The organism is Butyricimonas sp. BSD2780061689_150309_C8, assembly GCF_015560935.1.
GTDB lineage: Bacteria > Bacteroidota > Bacteroidia > Bacteroidales > Marinifilaceae > Butyricimonas > Butyricimonas paravirosa.
The window spans coordinates 34,125-52,349 of the sequence record NZ_JADMSV010000025.1 but is presented as its reverse complement, the minus strand read 5'-3'; the positions used below and the strand labels follow the sequence as shown (position 1 = coordinate 52,349).

Sequence of the window (18,225 nt, the reverse complement as noted above, 5' to 3'; positions counted from 1 at the left end):
CTCAATATTATTTGCTGTTCTTCTTATAATACTGGATCATTTTGGGGATAACCACGTTCAAGTCACCCGTGATCACGTAATCGGCAAATTTATTAATCGGAGCGTTTGCATCCGTGTTAATAGCAATTACCATAGAAGACTCTTCCATCCCGGCAGTATGCTGGATCTGTCCGGAGATACCGCAAGCAATATATAATTTAGGACGAACCGTTGTTCCTGTCTGTCCGATCTGACGTTCGTGTTCGCAGAATCCGGCATCCACAGCGGCACGAGAAGCACCTACTTCCCCGCCTAAAACAGCGGCCAACTCGTATAATAAGTTAAAGTTCTCTTTAGAACCTACACCATATCCACCGGAAACAATGATCGGAGCAGCCTTGATATTCACTTTGGATTTTTCCATGTGACGCTCGATCACCTTTACCACCAAGTCGGTATCATCCAAATACTCGTCCACGTTCAATTTCTTCACTTCTCCCTGATGTTGAAGATTGAAGATTTCTTTCTTCATCACACCTTCGCGAACCGTAGCCATCTGCGGACGACATTCCGGGTTCACGATCGTGGCCACGATATTTCCTCCGAATGCCGGACGAATCTGGTATAACAAATTCTCGTATTTCTTTCCGCTCTTGGCATCGGTATACTCACCGATTTCAAGACTCGTACAGTCAGCCGTCAAACCGCTATGTAATGCAGAGGACACACGAGGACCTAAATCACGTCCCACACTGGTTGCTCCCATCAAAGCCACTTGCGGTTTCTCTGCGTCAAACAAACGTACCAACATTTTCGTGTGGGGCAACGTTGTGTAAGGAGCCAGGCGAGCATCGTCACCTACCCAAAGTACGTCCACGCCATAAGGGAATACTTGTTTTTCAACATCTTTCAGTCCTTCGCCCAAAGCGATAGCCTCCAGCTTCACGCCAAGTTTTGTTGCAAGGGCACGTCCTTTGGTCAATAATTCGAGACTCACGTCAGCAACCGTACCCTCTTCTATTTCGCAATATACAAATACACTGTTCATATCATTTAAAATTTTAGATTTTAGATTTTAGATTTTGTAAATTCCAATTGCCTCGTTTCAGAAGTTTTCAATTTAAAACTTACAATTTAAAATCTAAAATTACCCGATTGTATGGTTAGTTATCAACTCTTTCATCATGGCATCCAATTCAGCATCCGTACCGGAAAGTACTTTAGCCTCTTTAGCCTGGAACACCACACTCTCGATATTCTTTACCTTGGTTGGTGATCCGCTCAAACCGAGATCTGTCGGATTACTCTGAATATCATTCACGCTCCATTCGGTCAATTTCAAATACGGGCGTTCGTTCACCAATGCAAAATAATCCTCATTAGCATCCTGTGCCTCTTGAGTACCCTTCGCGTTCTTGTATTTCATCACGAAACGTGCGTTTCTCGGACGACAAGGAGCGGCAGAACCGTTCACGGTCACCACGCAAGGCATCGGGCAAGTAGCCACTTCAATACCTCTCTCTAAACGACGTTTGATCGTCACGATTTTCCCGTCACAACCTTGAATTTCTTCTGCATAGGTCACTTGCGGCAAAGCTAATTTCTCAGCCACCTGCGGACCTACCTGAGCGGTATCCCCGTCAATAGCTTGACGACCGCAAATAATCAGATCATATTCCAAATTGCGTAATGCGCAAGATAAAGCATAAGAAGTTGCCAACGTATCCGAACCGGCAAAAGCACGATCAGACAATAAATAACCTCCATCCGCACCCCGGTACATAGCCTCACGGATGATCTCGGCAGCACGGCCGGGTCCCATCGTCAGTACATGAACGGTTGTCCCTTCAATTGTATCTTTTAATCTTAAAGCTTGCTCTAAAGCATTTAAATCCTCAGGATTGAAGATGGCAGGTAAAGCTGCCCTGTTTACAGTTCCGTCTGCTTTCATCGCATCTTTCCCCACGTTTCTCGTATCGGGAACCTGCTTAGCAAGAACAACAATTTTTAGTCCTTTCATATTAATATCCAATTTTATGTTCCAAGTGACATGAAATATTCCTTTGATTTACAACCAGAGACATGAATCCACGCTACGGAATACTCCATATACCAAATATTTTCAACACTAATAAAATTTTAAGCGTGTAAAGATACTATTTCAACTTATAAAACCAAAATTTTAACATCAACTCTTGTCAAAATGACCATATAAACCTCTGAAATAAAATATATAACACACAGACATTTGTACTACAAGCGACTTTTGAAGTGAATTTGTTTTCTATTCTAAACAATTCCCCTAATTTTGTGTCCCGATGATTCAACACTAAAATTATTCACATTATTAAAAATATAAGAAATGAAATACGACTTAATCGTAATTGGTAGTGGTCCCGGAGGATACGTGGCTGCCATTCGTGCGTCTCAATTAGGAATGACCGTGGCCGTCGTAGAACGTGCCGAACTGGGTGGAATTTGCTTGAACTGGGGATGTATTCCCACGAAATCCCTGCTTAAATCCGCACAAGTGCTGGAATACGCCCATCACGCTGCTGATTACGGGGTAAAAATCGAGAATGCCGCACCCGATTTCGATGCCATCATCGCTCGCAGCCGGGGTGTTGCCGACAAAATGAGCAAAGGAATTCAATACTTGTTCAAGAAGAATAACATCACCGTGATCGAAGGTCATGGAAAACTGACCGCAGACAAAACCGTAGAGGTAACAAATGCCGCCGGAGAAAAGACCATTTTCGAGGCTCAACATATCGTTTTAGCCACGGGCGCCCGTTCCCGTCAGTTACCGAATATCCCTCAGGATGGAAAACGGATTATCGGTTACCGTCAAGCCTTAACTCTTGACCACAAGCCGGAATCCATGATCGTGGTAGGCTCCGGGGCAATCGGTTCCGAATTGGCATACTTCTACAACGCAATGGGTACCAAAGTATTGTTGGTTGAATTCATGCCGACCATCCTGCCGCTTGAAGACGAGGAAGTATCCAAACAAGTAGGCCGTTCTTTCAAGAAAGCCGGAATCGACGTGATGGTGAAATCTTCAGTGGAAAGCGTGGAAAGCGGAGAAGGTTTGTTGAAAGTGAACATCAAAAATAAGAAAGGCGAAATCGAAGTACACGAGGCTGAGATCGTGTTGTCCGCCGTGGGTATCGCCCCGAACGTGGAAAATATCGGTCTGGAAGAATTGAATATTGAAATGGAAAGAGGTCGTGTAAAAGTAGACGACTACTACCGCACGAACGTGGAAGGCGTTTACGCTATCGGTGACATTGTTCACGGCCCGGCATTGGCTCACGTGGCATCTGCCGAGGCTATCTGCTGCGTGGAACACATCGCGGGAGTACACACAGACCCCATCGACTATACTAACATCCCCGGATGTACCTACACGACTCCGGAAGTTGCATCCGTTGGTCTGAACGAGGCAAAAGCCTTAGAAGCCGGTTATGAAATCAAGATCGGTAAATTCCCGTTCACCGCATCAGGCAAAGCGAGCGCAGCCGGAGCAAACGAAGGATTCATCAAATTGATCTTCAACGCTGCCGACAATACCCTGCTGGGCGCTCACATGGTGGGTATGAACGTGACCGAAATGATCGCCGAGATGGTACTTGCCCGCAAGGTAAAAGCTACCGCTCATGACATCATCAAAACGGTTCACCCGCACCCGACAATGAGCGAGGCCGTGATGGAGGCTGCTGCTGCCGCTTACGACGAAGTAATCCATATTTAGTTGCAGCGCAACGTTACAGGTTACAAGTTGACAGGTTACAGGTTTAATAAAATTCAATAATAAATAAACTATGAAGAAAATACAAGTTACATTAGTTACTTTATTACTGACCGGGGCGTCGCTATGCGCCCAGACGATCGGTGAAAAAGAACTGAATGACATCAAGGGGAGTTTCCAGAAAGACGCTTCCACGAAAGCCATTCAGAACGTGTTGACCAATGACAAGAATATCCGAGATAACGCCCTTAATCGGGAGATTCAAGGAAAAATAGACCACTATTTCAAATACCGGGTAAAAGTACAGGGTATCACGGATCAGCAAAGTTCCGGACGCTGCTGGATGTTTACCTCCATGAACGTGTTACGTCCGAGTATTATCGAGAAATATAACCTCACGGGATTCGATTTCTCTCACAACTACCTTTACTTCTGGGATATGTTCGAGAAATCTAATCTTTTCCTGGAAAACATGATTGCCACGGCCAACAAGCCGATGGACGACCGGGACGTGACCTTCATGTTCCAAGCTCCCGTGGGTGACGGCGGTGTATGGAACCTCTATTACAACCTGGGAGAAAAATACGGTGTTGTACCCAAGGAAGTCATGCCGGAAACCGCTCACTCGAACAACACGAGTGCCATGGGATCATTGATCAACGAGCGTCTCCGCAAGGGTGGCTACATCATCCGGGAAATGGCCGCTCAAGGTAAAAAGATCAAAGAACTACGTGCTGAGAAAGTCTCTATTCTGAAAGACATTTACCGCATCTTGGCTCTTTGCCTAGGCGAACCGCCAACCACATTCACTTGGAGATACAAGGATAGAAACGGGGAAATCAAGGAGCTGGCAAATTACACTCCCCAACAATTCTACAAGGAGATCACACCAGCCGATTACAGCCCGAAAAATTACATCATGATCATGAACGACCCAACCCGGGAATATTATAAAGTATATGATATTCAGAACTACCGGAACACCGTCGAGGGGATCAACTGGGTATATCTGAACCTGCCGAACGAAGACATCAAAACAGCAGCCATCGCCTCTATCAAAGGCAACGAGGCCATGTATACCTCCAGCGACGTGGGCAAATATTTCAACCGTGAAACCGGAATTCTTGATCCGGAAATGTACGACTACAACTCGTTGATGGGTGTAGACTTCTCCATGGACAAGAAAACCCGTATCCTGACCCGCCAAAGCGGTTCTGCTCACGCCATGTCATTGGTTGCAGTGGATGTTGATGCGAACGGCAAACCCACGAAATGGGAATTCGAGAACAGCTGGGGTCCGCAAGCCGGACACAACGGTTACCTCACCTTCACCGACAAATGGTTTGACGAATACATCTTCCGGGTAGTTATTCACAAAAAATATTTGGGAGAAAAGGCATTGAAAGCATTAGATCAGAAACCGATCTTGCTGCCGATGTGGGACTATATGTTCTAAAAGAAATTCAAACAAAAAGCATAACGCCCGGAGATCCCTCCGGGCGTTACTTTTCAAAAACACTTACTATAAATACGGAATAAAAGAAACATATACTCCGGTGATAATAGCGGAAGTAATCACTCCCGAAATATTAGCACCCAGAGCATCTCCTAATATGAAGGATTCAGGATTTTCTTTACTGACTATTTTCTGAGCCACCTTTGCCGTGGTCGGCACGCAACTGACGGCTGCAATACCAATAACAGGATTGTAATTTCCTTTCTTGATAAAGTACATCACATAACCACCGATAATACCACCGATACCGGAGAGTAGTAATGCCAGCACACTTAAAATCAACAATTTGATAATATTGGGATCAAGTAACAAATGCGCATCGCACAAAACACCTAGTAACATTCCCAACATGAACGTTGACCCGTACAGCAATGGCCCACTCACAAAGTCATAAACATGTTTCATCCCGGACTCACGAACGGCAACCCCGATAAACAACGAGAAGAAAAGAGGGGAAGCCACGGGGAACATAAAGCACAACACGGCACAAAGAATGACGGCAAAAGCTAGTTTTACCTTGGCCCCGTATTGTTTCGGCTCCTTTCGATTGGTTATTTTAATCGCACGCAGACGTTTCGGGATCAATAACTTAACCAGATACGGATACCCTCCATACGTTAATCCCAAATACAGGTAAGCTACCACCGTAATCGGTACAAACAGATGTTTGGCAAGCACCAGAGAAGTGAACAAGACCATCGGCCCGTCAGCTCCACCTACCATGGCAACGGAGGCACTCTCTTTCAACGTTAATCCCATGGCCGACGCAATCGGTACGGTCAGAAATGTCCCAAGTTCCGCACATAAGGCCAAAAAAATACTAACAAAAGGTCTTTGGAGCAAATACCCGACATCCAACAGCGTCCCGATCCCCATAAACACGAAACAGGCTATCAACCCGTTACTAAATGTCAGGGTATATATCGGTTGCAGGAAGTCAATCTGCATCACATTCATCAACTCATCGGTATCCGTGAGCATCGGGTCCAAAAAAAGATTCCCTAATGAACCGTCAGGCATGATCAACGTTCCGCAATTAATCGCGATCATACCCAACCCCATCGGAATCATAATCATGGGTTCAAGGATACCCTTCCATCCCAAATAAATCAACAAAAAACCAATCATGACCAGCACCACCCGAGCAATGGCAAGAAACCATCCACTAGCGACCATCGTTCCAATACCTTGGAATAAATTAAGAACATCTATATTTTCCATCGCAATATAAATCTGATAAGATTATAGAAAGAATACGACCTGCCAAAATTAAACAGCGGCTCTTTTATCCGATTTCACGCCGTGAACAGTCTCTTGCAAGCGATGAGCCATATGTTGATTCTTCTCGGCAACCAAGTTCTCCCTTCCGGATTGAACCGTAACAGCCACCGTCTGACGCTGCAATTTCTTGATCCTTTTTATCTCTGCAAGTTCCTCCCTATGTAATTGACAAAAATCAAGGAGATCAGCCCAAGAAGCAATTATTTTTATAATCAAGGCAACAAAAAAACCGATAAAGAAAGTAATGATCAACATTATAAATGTGAATAAAAATAAATTAGACATAGCGATATAAGTTTAAATATGAACAACGTAAATAAAATGAATACACACCTCATCACAGCTACCCCACCGGATACCTGCACGTACACTCATAAATAAACCAGACGCTAAATAATTATTTTCCTCAATGTGTAGACAAAATACCTACACGATGATTTCACGAAACAATAATGATAATATAAATTTTTCGTATCCCAATTGGTCAACGGAACATCATAGAAAGACAACATTAAGATCGTAGATGCAAACTTCAAGTTTCGGGAAGGATTCGTCCCTCTCGGACCGGAGGAAGAAGACAGCGATGTATCATCTCTCCTTAAATTAACGGCATCCAGCCCCTCAAACGAAAAACGCCATTCATTGGCAAGCGTTTGTCTGGAATGCGAAGACAGCTCGCAAGTATGCTCCGCATCATCGGCATATTGCTCTGTAACAGTCAGCACGCTTGAGGATAACTGTCCCTTTTTGTCTGAAATTTCATTCAAACAAAAAATAGCCACAAAGCCAATTAATATGCCTATAATGAATTTTTTCATTGCGGGCACAAACTTACAATTATTCTATGTGAATTGTCAATTTTTCAGACACATTTTTTTGAGCAATTTTATTTCATCAGCTTCCGTCCGTCCATGTCCGCCAACACTCGCATTTGCTGGATGGCAATCCGGTTCAATTTCAACAAACGCTCTTGTTGAGCCATACCTTCCTGAATAAAAACGGCATTCAAATTTTCCATGTTCGAAAGGCAGATCAACTCATTGATCGTGGCATAATCCCGAATATTACCTTTCAAATCCGAATGCGCCTCCCGCCATTCGAAAGCCGTCATCCCGAACATGGCCACGTTCAGTACGTCAGCCTCATTAGCATACACTTGAGAAACCCGTGCCGGAGAAAGCTCTTCCGGGATCAGATTTTGCTTAATCGCATCCGTGTGGATATGGTAGTTGATTTTTGAAAGCTCTCGTTTGGCCGACCAACCGAGTTGAGCTTGCTCCTGTTCTTTCAGACGCTGGAATTCCTTGATTATATATAATTCAAACTCAACAGAAACCCAGCTGGCAAACTTAAACGCAATATCTTTATGCGCAAATGTTCCGCCATAACGTCCGGAACGAGAAATAATACCCATGGCATTTGTCGTCTCTATCCATTTTTTAGGCGAAAGAGTAAAAGCATTTAAACCTGCCTCTTTTTTAAACCCCTCGAATTCGAGGGGTTTAAAATTAGGATTATATAGAATTTCCCACAATCCTAAATATTCAATCGTCATCCTGTTACGCATCCAGTTTGCAATCACGATATCTGGCTCGGAGGTCTTATATTTAGCAATGTCCGTGATAGAAATATAGTCAAAATCATCCACTTTAATCACCGAAACACTCGTATTTTTTACTGTTATTTTCGCCATGATCCTTAATTTCTAATTTATATTTACAAAAATACATTATAATCTTTTCATTTCCCTTTACTCCACAAACACACCGAATCAGAAGTATCCTTTCCATCTGCCGCACGGGCAAAAACATAAACAACCAGCCCCTCCGCTTCTGCCTCTTCCGGGAAATCCACGCTCTCGTTCCAATCCTCCCCACGCATTCCTAATCGCATCACTTCACAGGAATGTGTCGATTCGTGAAGAAGTACACCATAAATCTCGTCATCCAAGAAACAATCTATAGCCTCCACAACCATTCCTTGATGCGAAAAATGCACCTTCCGGTTCTCGGCCTCCACCTTGCAAACAACTACCGGGCTGACAAGCGCACCCGCCGCCACGCGAAGTTTCGAATAATCAATAATACCCCGGTATTCCTGGGTAGCTTTCTTATAGCGGACCATTGGTTTCATGGGATTAACCTTTTCAACCGTCACGGCCGTTGTCACGTTCGCACTCGTGAACCCGTTAAAACCTTTCGGGTATTGATTTCCCGGAAATCCCAATCGAATCGCCCGAGCCATCCATCCCTTTCTACTCACCACAACAGCAAACGCCGCAGCCTGTTGCTTTTGCGACTCCGTGCTAGGTTTACGAGAAATACTCGCACCTTTACAATAATTCTTACCGTTAGCCCGCACATAGGCAACCACGTTTCCGAATTTTCCCCGCACCTGACCAATAGAGTTTACAAATTCCGCCATAATCCTTTTATTTAATTAAGACCCGCAATATACGACAATTAATTCTAAAATAAAGCTAAGTAGTAGAAAAGTTGAAATAAAAATTTATCTTCATTTTTTGAAGAATACCAGATCAATACCTTCATGAACCTTATAGATACCTTATAGAAACCTTATATGAACCTTATATATAATAAGGTTCATAAAGTATAGGTATTGTTTATTCAAAATATTATTACTACTATTGCACCGGTATTCATCAATTATTCATTTTTAAATCAGTATTGACATGGACATAACCTCTCCTCTATTTTTAGCCATACTTGCAAACGGCCCGGTTAAAGTCGACGGGTATACTTATTTCTTGTACGGAGGGAAAGTCCGGAAATGCAAATCCACCCGGGGACCCAGAAAATCCAGAACAGAGGGAGAGAAGCAAACCACGGACCGATTCACGGAAGCCCGCAAAATGTGGAAAATTTACAAACGGGCTATCGGAGACTTACTAATATGGCGAATCGCAGCCCGGGAGAGAGGGTTTTCCAAGAGCGACTCTTTATTCCATTCAACCAACGGAGGGTGCCTACTCCCGGGCAAAGGAGTATGGGCATTCAAAACTTTCCGTTTTTCTTTGGGAACACTAGAAGCCCCCGTCATCACCGGCACGGAACGCAACGGGTGGACGGTCACTTTGAACTGGGAAAACGGCATCGATTGCCCGAAAGCAAGCGCCTCGGACCAAGTGTTCGTGGGCTATTTCTACGACACGCTACGACGTTCTCCCTGTCTACTTCGTGACATACCCGCTCGCAGGGGCGACGAAAACGTAACCATAGAAATCCCCTCCGGGGATCAACCGGAAGGGACACCACTACATCTTTATTTATTTTTTGGAGATAGCGAACTCGCCCGATTTTCACCAAGCGAGTACACCCAAGTATAAAATCTACCGGGAGAACAACAGTTCCCGGTATTTCGGCAACGGCCAGATCTCGTCGTCCACGAGTAATTCCAGCTTATCCACGTGATAACGGATCTTCTCCAGATAGGGGCGAACCTTTTCCGTGTATTCCTCGGCCCGTGCCACTTCATCGGCAATCGCGTTAGCTTGTTTGCGAGCTTCCGTCATATCAGACACCATCGTCTGGATCTCCCGGATATGATAGGAAATCGTGCGGATGGCCTCAATTTGCACGTCAGCCACAGACTCGTAGTCCGGCAGGATATTCTTCAGCGCCGTCACGTTCGTCAACAGAGTATTCTGGTAAGTGATCGCGGTCGGGATAATGTGATTCAAGACGAGATCTCCCAATACACGAGATTCTATCTGCAATTTCTTCAAATAAATTTCATTCTTGATCTCGAAACGCGCTTCCAGCTCCCGTTCACTCAATATCCCGTTGTCCACGAACAACCGCTTGGCCTTCTCCGAGCAATAAGCCTTTAAAGCCGGGATACAATCCACCACCGTGGACAATCCCCGACGGGCGGCCTCTTCCCTCCATTCCTTGCTGTAACCATTCCCCTCAAAACGTACGGGTTTGGACTCGATGATGTATTTACGCAATATCTGGAAAATTGCCTCGTCTTTCTTAACGCCTTTCTCGATTAAAGCATCCGTTTCCCTTTTAAAAGCAATCAACTGCTCGGCAACAGCGGCATTCAACGCAATCATCGGTCCCCCGCAATTGGCTGACGACCCCACTGCGCGAAATTCAAAACGATTCCCGGTGAACGCAAAAGGTGACGTACGGTTACGGTCCGTGTTATCTAGCATAATTTCCGGAATTTTACCCACGTTCAATTTCAACTCGGTCTTCTCGTCCGGACTCATCTTCCGGTCGCTCACCTTCTCCACCAACTCATCAAGCACACCCGACAAGTAATTCCCCAAGAACACGGACATAATTACCGGTGGTGCCTCGTCCCCTCCCAGCCGGGCCTCGTTTCCTTGAGACACGATCGATGCTTTCAGCAAATCACCATGTTCATACACGGCCTTGATTGTCGATACCAGAAAGATCAAGAACTGCATATTCGACTTCGGATTCTTGCCCGGAGACAATAGGTTCACTCCCGTGTTCGTCAACAACGACCAGTTATTGTGTTTACCCGAACCGTTCACCCCCTTGTAGGGTTTCTCGTGCAACAGCACCCGGAAATTATGACGACGAGCCACCTTTTTCATGGTGGACATCAACAACTGATTATGATCGACAGCCAGATTCGCCTCTTCAAAAATAGGGGCACATTCGAATTGATTCGGGGCCACCTCGTTATGGCGGGTCTTGATCGGGATTCCCAGGCAATGACACTCGTATTCCAGTTCTTCCATGAAGGCCGTAACCCGTGCCGGGATGGAACCGAAATATTGATCCTCCAGCTGTTGATCCTTCGCGGAAGAATGGCCCATGAGCGTGCGACCACATAATTTCAGATCAGGGCGGGCATTATACAAAGCCTCATCCACCAGAAAATATTCCTGCTCCCATCCCAGCGTGGCAATCACTCGCTGCACGTCTTTATCGAAATACTGGCAAATATCCACCGCTGCCCGGTCGATCATGGCCAACGACTTCAACATCGGTGTTTTAAAATCAAGTGCCTCACCCGTGTAGGCCACGAATATCGTAGGAATACATAACGTGCGATTATTTATAAAAGCCGGAGACGCCGGGTCCCAGGCCGTGTAACCGCGAGCCTCGAACGTGTTACGAATTCCCCCGTTCGGGAAACTGGATGCATCGGGTTCTTGCTGGACAAGTAGTCGCCCGTCAAATGATTCGATCACGTCACCATCCGGCAATAAATCAATAAAAGAATCATGTTTCTCTGCCGTAGCACCGTTCAAGGGATGAAACCAGTGCGTGTAGTGAGTAACTCCCCGCTCAACAGCCCAAGCCTTCATCGCGGCAGCCACTTGATCAGCCAATCCTCGATCGATCGCCAATCCTTCAGACATTGCCTTTTCCAGTTTTTTATAGGCTTCGATGGAAAGATAGTGACGCATTTTATCCATTGAAAACACGTTTTCTCCAAACACGACAGAACACCTGGGACGTTCCCCGCACTCCACGGGTTTACGACGGGCAATCTCTTGTAAAGCTAAGAATCTAAATTTTGCCATAAATTTGCATTTTAAGAAGTGAACCCTATATTTTCAGGGGTCAAATATATAAAATATTATTTATTTTCAATACATACCCCTATATTTTTGACACAATCTCTCTAAAAAATCAAATTTCACGAGACACACCCCCATAAAATACACCCATGATTATTTATATTCACTTTATAATACCCGCCCCCATAAAAATAAACAATTATATACATGACTAAATAAATAAAAAAAAACGTACATTTGAAGAACATCCCCCAACAGGGAGTAAAGGCGTACAAAATAGTATTATATATGTCAGAATATTCTTCAACTTTCGGAACAAAACCGTCGGTGGAAATGCAGGAGGCTATACTGGCCGCAACCCCGAACATGATGATTATCTTTGATGAGTCATATCATCTAGTCAGCTTACTCAATCCCATCCTCGAGCATATCCCTTATCCTCCGGAAGAGATGATCGGTAAAACTTTGGAAGAACTCATTGAAGAACCGGAAAGCAAAAACTATTTTCAGGAACAACTCCAAAAGACACGGGAGGAAAAGGCTCCCCGATATTTTGACATCTATCTCCCGGTAAAAAATATCAAGTACTTTTTTGATGTTCACACTGCCCTACTCCCGAACAATCAAGTGATCGCTTTCATGCGAGACATCACCGATTACACGTTGAGAAAAACAGAGACCGAAAAATTACAGCTCTTTTTGAACCGGGTACTCGAAAGTATAGAGTTCCCCATTTCAATCAAAGACATGAACACGGAACGTTATATATTCTGGAGCGAGCGATCGGCCATATTCGGGCGTACAGCCGAAGAAATGATCGGGAACTCGGAAGAGCTGATCACAAGTGAAGAAAGAGCCCGACAAATGCAAGAATTCGACCGGAAACTGGCCGCGGGGAAAACATCTTATCAAGGAGCCGAGAAATTCATTCTCTCCGACAACTTGGAACACACGCTGTTAATCACCAAACATCTCTTCACGGAAGATAACGTGAAGTGGCTCGTGTGTACAGCATTGGATATAAGTAATATGCAAAAACAACAGGAAGAAATCAAATCCCTTACCCAAAAATTGATTCTCGCCCTGAATATCACGAAACACGCCCTTTGGATGTATGATATCGAAGAACAAGTGTTCATAACCAACTCCCTGCAATTAAAAGGCATTTACAGGGACACCCTCGAATGGGACCTGAAAATACCGATGGCTAAATTCTACAACGCCATTCACCCGGACGATCGGGAACGTGTAACGAAAGAGTTTAACAACCTTATCCGGGGAAAAGTATACCGGATAAGATTCACCTTCCGGGCGGATTTCAGACATTGCGGAAATTATAAATGGGTTGAAATTAACGCTTTGCAGAAAGAAGATGGGGCGCACAAAAACACGAACCGTCTAATAGGGACATCCTGTTCTATTGATGATTACAAAAGGCTGGAAACTTCATTGAGGGATGCCAAAGAGGAACTGGAAATCACGAATTCCTCGCTTTCCTCCGTCCTCAGCCTGGCAAACGTCCTCCCATGGGATTGCGACGTTCCATCGTTAACCTTCTCCTGTGATTACGACATCTACCATCATGAAGACGCTCTCTTTGCCATTGACGGCAAATACTACTGTAAAGTCGAAAAGTATATCAACTCGATACATCCCGACTACCGGGAACATATGCGTGACGTGTTCAATGAACTCCTAACAGGTAAACGCAAAGAATTTCACGAGGAATACCTCGTACACTGGTACAATGACCGGGAATACGAGTGGGTCAACAAGCAAGGAACCGTTTACGAATACGATAGCACGGGAAAACCGAAAACCATCATCGGGTCAAGTATCGTGATCACGGAACGTAAACAAATGGAACAAAAGCTATTACATGCCAAAGAGCAGGCCGAGGAAAGCAACCGCTTGAAATCTGCATTTTTAGCAAACATGAGTCATGAAATCCGCACTCCACTCAACTCGATCGTGGGTTTCTCTGAGATTCTCGCCATGACGGAAGATGAAACAGAAAGACAGGAATATATTAAAATCATAAAAAATAATAATAACCTGTTACTACAATTAATCAATGACATTCTCGACCTCTCTAAAATTGAGGCTGGGACGTTGGAGTTCGTGTACTCGAAAGTAGATATAAATAGCCTCATTGAAGAAATCGCCCAAGCGACCCTGCTTAAAATGATAAATCCCGATGTCACGTTCAGCGTGGAAGAACGTTTGCCACAGTGCATTATCAGAACAGAACGAAATCGCATATTCCAAGTTATAAACAACTTCATCACGAATGCCATCAAGTTTACTCACCAAGGGAGCATAAAACTAGGTTACAGACTCTCGTCACCCGGCACACTCTATTTTTACGTCTCGGACACGGGTTGCGGGATTGCACCCGATAAAAAAGAGAAAGTATTCGGCCGCTTTATCAAACTGAATAATTTTGCCCAGGGAACGGGACTGGGATTAGCCATCAGTGAAACAATTATCTCGAAACTAGGAGGAAAAATAGGCGTCAATTCAGAGGAAGGCAAAGGTTCCACTTTTTGGTTCACCTTGCCGTATGTTCCACTGAAATAAATTTTATTACCTTTGGGGAATAAAGAAAACGATTAATCATGAAGAAAATTGCCGCCATTCACGACCTGTCTGGCTACGGAAGAGCTTCATTGACCGTGGCCATCCCCATACTGACACACATGGGATTCCAGGTTTGCCCCCTTCCCACCGCCATACTATCCGCCCATAGCGAATACAAGGATTTCCGCTCGCTGGATCTGACCGATTACATGGAAAGTTTTATCTCTCACTGGAAAGAGTTACAACTCCAATTTGACGCCATTTACACGGGCTACCTGGCCTCCGTGAAACAGATGGGCATCGTCAGTGATTTCTTCGCACATTTCAAGAATGACCAAAATTTCATTCTCGTCGATCCCGTACTAGGAGACCACGGGGAATTATATTCCAGCATGACACCCGACATGGTGGAAGGAATGCGGAAACTTTGTTCCCAAGCCAAGGTGATCACCCCGAACTTGACGGAAGCAGCCTTTCTGCTCGGGCATAACCCACAACAAGAGATCTCCGTGGAAACCGCGATACAATGGTGCAAACAGTTGAGCGAACTCGGCCCGGAACACGTGATTATCACCTCCGCACCCGGAAGCAATGCTCAAAACGTGGCCACTCTCGCTTATAACCGCTTGGATCACCGGACTTGGAGAGTACTATGTGACTACATCCCGGCCTCATATCCCGGCACGGGCGACGCTTTCGCCAGCGTGATCACGGGATGTATGCTCAATGGAGACAGTCTCCCGGAAGCCCTCGACCGGGCCGTACACTTTATCAATATGGGAATTAAAGCCACCTTCGGCTACGCTCATAATCCCCTCGACGGCATGAATCAAGAAAAAGTACTCCACTACCTCAACGAACCATTACCTTATTACAAGTATGAACTCGTCGAGACAATTGAAAATTGAAAATGGAGAATTGAAAATAATATTTAAACTTATTACATGATTAAAGCTATCATTATTGATCTGGATGGAACCACACTTCCCCGCAACTGGCACCAGATAAGCGAGGAAAACCGGGTTGCACTGGAAGAGGCGGGCCAACAAGGCGTGATTCGCATCCTAGCCACGGGGCGTTCCGTATTCTCTCTCAACAACACGCTACCCGAGGGCCTTCCGGTGGATTATATGGTATTTTCTTCCGGGGCCGGCATCATGCACTGGGATGACAAAGAGATTCTTCTCACCCGGGAATTATCGGCCGAAGAAACACTAGACATCGCTACCCACCTCTGGAAATACGATATAAATTTTACTATACAGCAAAGAATTCCCGACAACCATCATTTTTATTACCGGAATATCTCCTCTCTTCACGAAGATTTCCGACGCCGTATCGAAAATTATCCCGGCTTGGGAATCCCTATCTCTTCAATCGACGAGATACAGGGCGGGGCCACTCAATTTCTTGTTATCCTAGACGCACAACAACTTCAACTTCACGGTGATATTCAACAAAAATTATCAACCTACTCCGTGATCCGTTCCACGTCCCCCATCGACAACCAAGCCATCTGGACCGAAGTTTTCGCTCCCGATGTCAATAAAGGTACGTCTTGCCAGTTACTCCTTGATCAGCTAGGTATTCATTACGATGAATGTGCCGGACTCGGGAATGACTATAACGACCTTGATTTTCTCAAACGTTGCGGTCACCCGTTCATCGTGTCCAATGCCCCGAAACCACTACGGGATCAATTCGATAACATGCCCGCGGACGAAGATAACGGACTCGCCGTTTTCATCCGGCACGCTCTAAACTTGTAAACATGATTTATAAACCGAACTTCTTTGTCATCACCGGGGGACCCGGTGTTGGCAAAACGACCTTACTAGAGGCATTGGCCAAACAAGGTTTTCCGTATGTTCCCGAAGTAGCCCGGGAGATTATCCGGGAACAAACCTCCCGAAACGGAGATGCCCTCCCTTGGGCAAACATTCCCGCTTATACCCAACTTATGCTTTCCCGCTCCGTGGAATCATTCAAACAGCACCAAAAACAGGAATCTGTTCTTTTCTTCGACCGGGGTATCCCCGACACCCTCGCTTACGTACACCTCACCCATCAATCCCCATCTCCCGAACTCCAACATGCCGTTCAAGATTTCCGCTACAATCCGCAGGTATTCATTCTTCCCCCTTGGCCCGAGATCTACGAAACCGATTCCGAACGCAAACAAACCTACCAAGAAGCCGTCGAAACCTACGATGTTATGCTCGTCACCTACCAACAACTTGATTACTCGCCCATAATCGTGCCTAAAGGGACACCAGAAGAGCGTGCAAATTTTGTAATCAACACACTTAAACAACATATCCCCGATCGTCCATGATGATCTCGTCAACGGGAAAAACGAAAGATGGTGTTAACCGAAATAATTACTCTGTATCAACAACCTCCGTTCTATAAATATTTACAATCGGACGAGGACAATTTCAGTTGACTACAAATTGTAGTCAACTCATGACCTTCCTTTTCGAGACGAGTTTTTAATACATTCCTGTGTTTCCTTGGATTAGACCTATCTGTTAACACCTTAATTATAGAAAATATTTTCTATAAATTACCATCTATTTAGCAAGCATTTTGCAATAACAAAAATTAATCTCTTTATAAATCAAAAAGGGGCTGTCCAAAAAGTCATTTTTCAACAACTACCCCCTCCAACTCCCCCTGTGTAAGGGGGAGTTGGAGGGGGTAGTTGTTGAAAAATGACTTTTTGGACAGCTCCTCCTGCATATAGTTCCGTCTCTTTCTCTTAAATCACCCCTTTGGCAGCAAGCAATCCTGCCATCTGTTGTTGCAACTTCACGGCCTCTTCTCTCGCTCTCACGGCAAAATTCTCGGTCTTATCCGCAAAAATAATCCCACGAGAAGAGTTCACGATCAACCCACAATGGGAGTTCATACCGTATTTTGCGACCTCTTCCAAACTACCACCTTGCGCTCCCACTCCCGGAACCAGCAAGAAGTGATTCGGGACGATCTCACGGATACCGCTCAACATTTCCGCTTTCGTGGCCCCCACGACATACATCATGTTCTGGTCATTTCCCCACTCCTGAGATTTACGCAAAACCCGTTCATACAATTTCACGCCATTCTCTTCAAAGAATTGGAAATCAAAAGCTCCTTTATTAGAGGTCAATGCCAACAGGATCACCCATTTGCCCTCGTATTTCAGAAACGGGGTCACGGAATCCTCTCCCATATAAGGAGCCACCGTGATAGAATCAAATTCCATAGTCTCCAAGAAAGCACGGGCGTACATCTCGGATGTATTTCCAATGTCCCCGCGTTTAGCATCGGCAATCAAGAAGATCTCAGGATATTTTGATTTGATGTATTTCACCGTTTTCTCCAACGTGATCCACCCGGAAACCCCGTTACTCTCGTAAAATGCGATATTAGGTTTATAGGCAATTGCCACGTCTGCCGTCGCATCCACGATAGCTTTATTAAACTCGTACACGGGATCCTCCGCTCCCATCAGGTGTTGAGGTAATTTCTTTATATCTGAATCCAAGCCCACGCAAAGGAAGGACTTTTTATTTTTTACCTGTTCAAATAACTCGTTATAAGTCATAC

The 18,225-nt window shown here is 45.0% G+C and carries 16 protein-coding genes; 7 read left to right on the top strand and 9 right to left on the bottom strand.

Features of this window, described 5'->3' with window-relative positions:
* Positions 1 to 7 precede the first annotated feature (7 nt).
* Positions 8 to 1,027, bottom strand: a complete 1,020-nt coding sequence (locus tag I2I33_RS16280; protein ID WP_087421938.1) for an electron transfer flavoprotein subunit alpha/FixB family protein — start codon at positions 1,025 to 1,027, stop codon at positions 8 to 10.
* Positions 1,028 to 1,126: 99 nt separating this feature from the next.
* The gene (locus I2I33_RS16275) at positions 1,127 to 1,999 is read right to left on the bottom strand and encodes an electron transfer flavoprotein subunit beta/FixA family protein (protein WP_087421939.1); all 873 of its coding nucleotides are present in this window, start codon (positions 1,997 to 1,999) and stop codon (positions 1,127 to 1,129) included.
* A 342-nt stretch (positions 2,000 to 2,341) separates the two neighbouring features.
* Here I2I33_RS16275 and lpdA point away from each other — a divergent pair, with 342 nt between their 5' ends.
* Both lpdA and I2I33_RS16265 read left to right on the top strand, forming a co-directional pair.
* A complete protein-coding gene (gene lpdA / locus I2I33_RS16270; protein WP_087421940.1) occupies positions 2,342 to 3,733 on the top strand; it encodes a dihydrolipoyl dehydrogenase in 1,392 nt (463 codons plus the stop codon).
* Positions 3,734 to 3,803: 70 nt separating this feature from the next.
* A complete protein-coding gene (locus tag I2I33_RS16265; RefSeq protein WP_087421941.1) occupies positions 3,804 to 5,186 on the top strand; it encodes an aminopeptidase C in 1,383 nt (460 codons plus the stop codon).
* A gap of 66 nt (positions 5,187 to 5,252) precedes the next feature.
* Here the strand turns inward: I2I33_RS16265 and I2I33_RS16260 are convergent, their stop codons facing one another.
* The 5 genes from I2I33_RS16260 to I2I33_RS16240 form a co-directional block, all read right to left on the bottom strand.
* The gene (locus tag I2I33_RS16260; RefSeq protein ID WP_087421942.1) at positions 5,253 to 6,467 is read right to left on the bottom strand and encodes a sodium ion-translocating decarboxylase subunit beta; all 1,215 of its coding nucleotides are present in this window, start codon (positions 6,465 to 6,467) and stop codon (positions 5,253 to 5,255) included.
* Between the two features lie 48 nt (positions 6,468 to 6,515).
* The gene (locus I2I33_RS16255) at positions 6,516 to 6,812 is read right to left on the bottom strand and encodes a hypothetical protein (RefSeq protein ID WP_087421943.1); all 297 of its coding nucleotides are present in this window, start codon (positions 6,810 to 6,812) and stop codon (positions 6,516 to 6,518) included.
* A 104-nt stretch (positions 6,813 to 6,916) separates the two neighbouring features.
* The gene (locus I2I33_RS16250; RefSeq protein WP_087421944.1) at positions 6,917 to 7,345 is read right to left on the bottom strand and encodes a hypothetical protein; all 429 of its coding nucleotides are present in this window, start codon (positions 7,343 to 7,345) and stop codon (positions 6,917 to 6,919) included.
* Positions 7,346 to 7,413: 68 nt separating this feature from the next.
* A complete protein-coding gene (locus I2I33_RS16245; protein ID WP_087421945.1) occupies positions 7,414 to 8,220 on the bottom strand; it encodes a KilA-N domain-containing protein in 807 nt (268 codons plus the stop codon).
* Between the two features lie 47 nt (positions 8,221 to 8,267).
* Positions 8,268 to 8,951 carry a hypothetical protein gene (locus tag I2I33_RS16240; protein ID WP_087421946.1) on the bottom strand — a complete coding sequence of 228 codons (684 nt, stop codon included), beginning with the start codon at positions 8,949 to 8,951 and terminating at the stop codon, positions 8,268 to 8,270.
* 268 nt (positions 8,952 to 9,219) lie between these two features.
* Between I2I33_RS16240 and I2I33_RS16235 the strand changes: the two genes are divergently transcribed.
* Positions 9,220 to 9,873: a hypothetical protein gene (locus tag I2I33_RS16235; RefSeq protein ID WP_229128347.1), complete on the top strand. Its 654-nt coding sequence runs from the start codon at positions 9,220 to 9,222 to the stop codon at positions 9,871 to 9,873.
* Positions 9,874 to 9,876: 3 nt separating this feature from the next.
* On the opposite strand, the gene I2I33_RS16230 is transcribed toward I2I33_RS16235, so the two are convergent.
* The gene (locus I2I33_RS16230; protein WP_087421947.1) at positions 9,877 to 12,057 is read right to left on the bottom strand and encodes a glutamine synthetase III; all 2,181 of its coding nucleotides are present in this window, start codon (positions 12,055 to 12,057) and stop codon (positions 9,877 to 9,879) included.
* Positions 12,058 to 12,342: 285 nt separating this feature from the next.
* Between I2I33_RS16230 and I2I33_RS16225 the strand changes: the two genes are divergently transcribed.
* Genes I2I33_RS16225 through I2I33_RS16210 form a run of 4 tightly spaced genes read left to right on the top strand, consistent with a single transcriptional unit; the run spans position 12,343 to position 16,969 of the window.
* Positions 12,343 to 14,634, top strand: a complete 2,292-nt coding sequence (locus I2I33_RS16225; RefSeq protein ID WP_087421948.1) for an ATP-binding protein — start codon at positions 12,343 to 12,345, stop codon at positions 14,632 to 14,634.
* 38 nt (positions 14,635 to 14,672) lie between these two features.
* Entirely contained in the window at positions 14,673 to 15,542 is an 870-nt protein-coding gene (locus I2I33_RS16220) for a pyridoxamine kinase (RefSeq protein WP_087421949.1), read from the top strand.
* A 36-nt stretch (positions 15,543 to 15,578) separates the two neighbouring features.
* Complete coding sequence (locus I2I33_RS16215) at positions 15,579 to 16,403, top strand: HAD-IIB family hydrolase (RefSeq protein ID WP_087421950.1); 825 nt, start codon at positions 15,579 to 15,581, stop codon at positions 16,401 to 16,403.
* 2 nt (positions 16,404 to 16,405) lie between these two features.
* The gene (locus I2I33_RS16210; RefSeq protein WP_087421951.1) at positions 16,406 to 16,969 is read left to right on the top strand and encodes an AAA family ATPase; all 564 of its coding nucleotides are present in this window, start codon (positions 16,406 to 16,408) and stop codon (positions 16,967 to 16,969) included.
* A gap of 426 nt (positions 16,970 to 17,395) precedes the next feature.
* On the opposite strand, the gene pyrF is transcribed toward I2I33_RS16210, so the two are convergent.
* Positions 17,396 to 18,223, bottom strand: coding sequence for an orotidine-5'-phosphate decarboxylase (gene pyrF, locus I2I33_RS16205; protein WP_087421952.1), 828 nt, complete (start codon positions 18,221 to 18,223; stop codon positions 17,396 to 17,398).
* Positions 18,224 to 18,225 lie beyond the last annotated feature (2 nt).

Excerpts from the sequence above, each read along its gene's own strand:
- pyrF (WP_087421952.1), bottom strand. The coding sequence starts at position 18,223 with ATGACTTATAACGAGTTATTTGAACAGGTAAAAAATAAAAAGTCCTTC.
- I2I33_RS16215 (WP_087421950.1), top strand. The coding sequence starts at position 15,579 with ATGATTAAAGCTATCATTATTGATCTGGATGGAACCACACTTCCCCGC.
- I2I33_RS16235 (WP_229128347.1), top strand. The coding sequence starts at position 9,220 with ATGGACATAACCTCTCCTCTATTTTTAGCCATACTTGCAAACGGCCCG.
- I2I33_RS16210 (WP_087421951.1), top strand. The coding sequence starts at position 16,406 with ATGATTTATAAACCGAACTTCTTTGTCATCACCGGGGGACCCGGTGTT.
- I2I33_RS16260 (WP_087421942.1), bottom strand. The coding sequence starts at position 6,467 with ATGGAAAATATAGATGTTCTTAATTTATTCCAAGGTATTGGAACGATG.
- I2I33_RS16220 (WP_087421949.1), top strand. The coding sequence starts at position 14,673 with ATGAAGAAAATTGCCGCCATTCACGACCTGTCTGGCTACGGAAGAGCT.
- I2I33_RS16230 (WP_087421947.1), bottom strand. The coding sequence starts at position 12,057 with ATGGCAAAATTTAGATTCTTAGCTTTACAAGAGATTGCCCGTCGTAAA.
- I2I33_RS16250 (WP_087421944.1), bottom strand. The coding sequence starts at position 7,345 with ATGAAAAAATTCATTATAGGCATATTAATTGGCTTTGTGGCTATTTTT.
- I2I33_RS16225 (WP_087421948.1), top strand. The coding sequence starts at position 12,343 with ATGTCAGAATATTCTTCAACTTTCGGAACAAAACCGTCGGTGGAAATG.
- I2I33_RS16255 (WP_087421943.1), bottom strand. The coding sequence starts at position 6,812 with ATGTCTAATTTATTTTTATTCACATTTATAATGTTGATCATTACTTTC.
- I2I33_RS16275 (WP_087421939.1), bottom strand. The coding sequence starts at position 1,999 with ATGAAAGGACTAAAAATTGTTGTTCTTGCTAAGCAGGTTCCCGATACG.
- I2I33_RS16280 (WP_087421938.1), bottom strand. The coding sequence starts at position 1,027 with ATGAACAGTGTATTTGTATATTGCGAAATAGAAGAGGGTACGGTTGCT.
- I2I33_RS16245 (WP_087421945.1), bottom strand. The coding sequence starts at position 8,220 with ATGGCGAAAATAACAGTAAAAAATACGAGTGTTTCGGTGATTAAAGTG.
- lpdA (WP_087421940.1), top strand. The coding sequence starts at position 2,342 with ATGAAATACGACTTAATCGTAATTGGTAGTGGTCCCGGAGGATACGTG.
- I2I33_RS16240 (WP_087421946.1), bottom strand. The coding sequence starts at position 8,951 with ATGGCGGAATTTGTAAACTCTATTGGTCAGGTGCGGGGAAAATTCGGA.
- I2I33_RS16265 (WP_087421941.1), top strand. The coding sequence starts at position 3,804 with ATGAAGAAAATACAAGTTACATTAGTTACTTTATTACTGACCGGGGCG.